The sequence below is a fragment of the Brucella grignonensis genome, assembly GCF_002252505.1.
Lineage (GTDB): Bacteria > Pseudomonadota > Alphaproteobacteria > Rhizobiales > Rhizobiaceae > Brucella > Brucella grignonensis.
The window spans coordinates 1-1,781 of sequence record NZ_NNRL01000022.1 but is presented as its reverse complement, the minus strand read 5'-3'; the positions used below and the strand labels follow the sequence as shown (position 1 = coordinate 1,781).

Here is a 1,781-nt window from a genome sequence, read left to right as displayed (position 1 = left end):
GTCTCCTACGAGGTTGATGCCGACACTCACCTCATCGACATGGAGAAGGTGCGCGAAAAGGCGCTGGAGACCAAGCCGAAGCTGATCGTCGCCGGGGCCTCGGCCTATCCGCGCCGGATCGACTTCGAAGGCTTCCGCATGATCGCGGACGAAGTCGGCGCGTATCTTATGGTCGACATGGCCCATTATGCGGGGCTAATCGCAGGCGGGCAGTATCCGAACCCGGTGTCGCATGCGCACGTCACCACCTCGACCACGCACAAGACCCTGCGCGGCCCGCGCGGCGGCGTCATCCTGACCAATGACGAGACGCTGGCGAAAAAGCTCAACTCGGCCGTCTTCCCCGGCAATCAGGGCGGGCCGCTCATGCACGTTATCGCCGCCAAGGCAGTGGCCTTCGGCGAGGCGCTGAGGCCGGAGTTCAAGGACTACGCGCGCCGGGTCGTCGCCAATGCGCAGGCGCTGGCCCGGAGGCTGAAGGAGGGCGGCCTCGGCATCGTCTCCAGCGGCACGGACAGCCACATGGTCCTGGTCGATCTGCGGCCCAAGGGCGTGACGGGTAAGGTCGCCGAGATCGCGCTGGAGCGCGCTGGCCTGACCTGCAACAAGAACGCGATCCCCAACGATCCCGAAAAGCCGTTCGTCACGTCCGGCATCCGCCTCGGCAGCTCGGCGGGCACGACGCGCGGCTTCGGCGAGACGGAGTTCGAGACGATCGGCGCTCTCATCCTGCGGGTTCTCGACGCCCTGTCGCAGAATCCCGACGGCGACGCGGCGGTGGAGACGCAAGTGCGTGGCGGGGTGCGGGCGCTGTGCGAGGCCTTTCCGATCTACGGATCGTGAAAGATGTTCCTGTCGGTCTTCGATGTCTTCAAGATCGGCATCGGCCCCTCGTCGTCGCATACGATGGGGCCGATGGTTGCGGCTTCGCGCTTCCTCGACGATCTTCGCGGCGGCGTCGTCAAGATTCCCGGGGCGGGTGAACTGTTCCGGCTGGGGGCGAGCCTCCACGGCTCGCTCGCCTTCACCGGAAAGGGGCATGCGAGCGACCGCGCCGTAATCCTCGGACTCTGCGGCCTGCTGCCGGAAACGCTCGATCCCGACCGAGCGGAAGAGATCGAGGCGCAAGTGCGCAGGACCGGGCTGGTCGAGCCGGAGGGGCTGCCGGCGCTGCGCTTCGACCCAGACAGAGACCTGGTCTTCGACTACGGCCCTTCCTTGCCCGGTCACCCGAACGGGATGGTCCTGAAGGCCTATGACCGGGCCGGGAACACCTGGCACCGGCAGACCTACTATTCCATCGGCGGCGGCTTCGTGATGACTGAAACCGAACTGGGCAAATCCGCTGATGCCGGCCCGGCCGGCGCCCAACCGGCTGTGCCGTATCCCTTCCGCGACGCGGAGGAAATGCTGGGCATGGGCCGCGCTTCGGGGAAGTCGATCGCCCGGATGAAGCGCGCCAATGAGGAGGCGGTTTACGGGACTGAACTCGACGCCCGGCTCGACCGGGTCTGGGCGGTCATGGACGGCTGCATCCGGCGCGGCCTCACCCGCGAGGGCATCCTGCCGGGTGGGCTGAAGGTAAGGCGCAGGGCGAAGGCCATTCACGACCAGTTGCAGGCCGAGCGCGGCAGGAACCTGAGCCAGCCGCACCAGACCAACGACTGGATGAGCGTCTACGCCATGGCAGTGAACGAGGAGAACGCCGCCGGCGGGCGGGTCGTCACGTCGCCCACCAACGGCGCGGCGGGCGTGGTGCCGGCGGTGGCGCGCTACTATCT

General features: G+C 67.3%; 2 protein-coding genes. Both read left to right on the top strand.

Annotated elements, in window-relative coordinates; genetic code table 11:
* The coding region (gene glyA, locus CEV33_RS00265) for a serine hydroxymethyltransferase (RefSeq protein ID WP_094538646.1) at positions 1-843 on the top strand (843 nt) is incomplete at its 5' end.
* 3 nt (positions 844-846) lie between these two features.
* The coding region (locus CEV33_RS00260; RefSeq protein WP_094538645.1) for a serine dehydratase beta chain at positions 847-1,781 on the top strand (935 nt) is incomplete at its 3' end.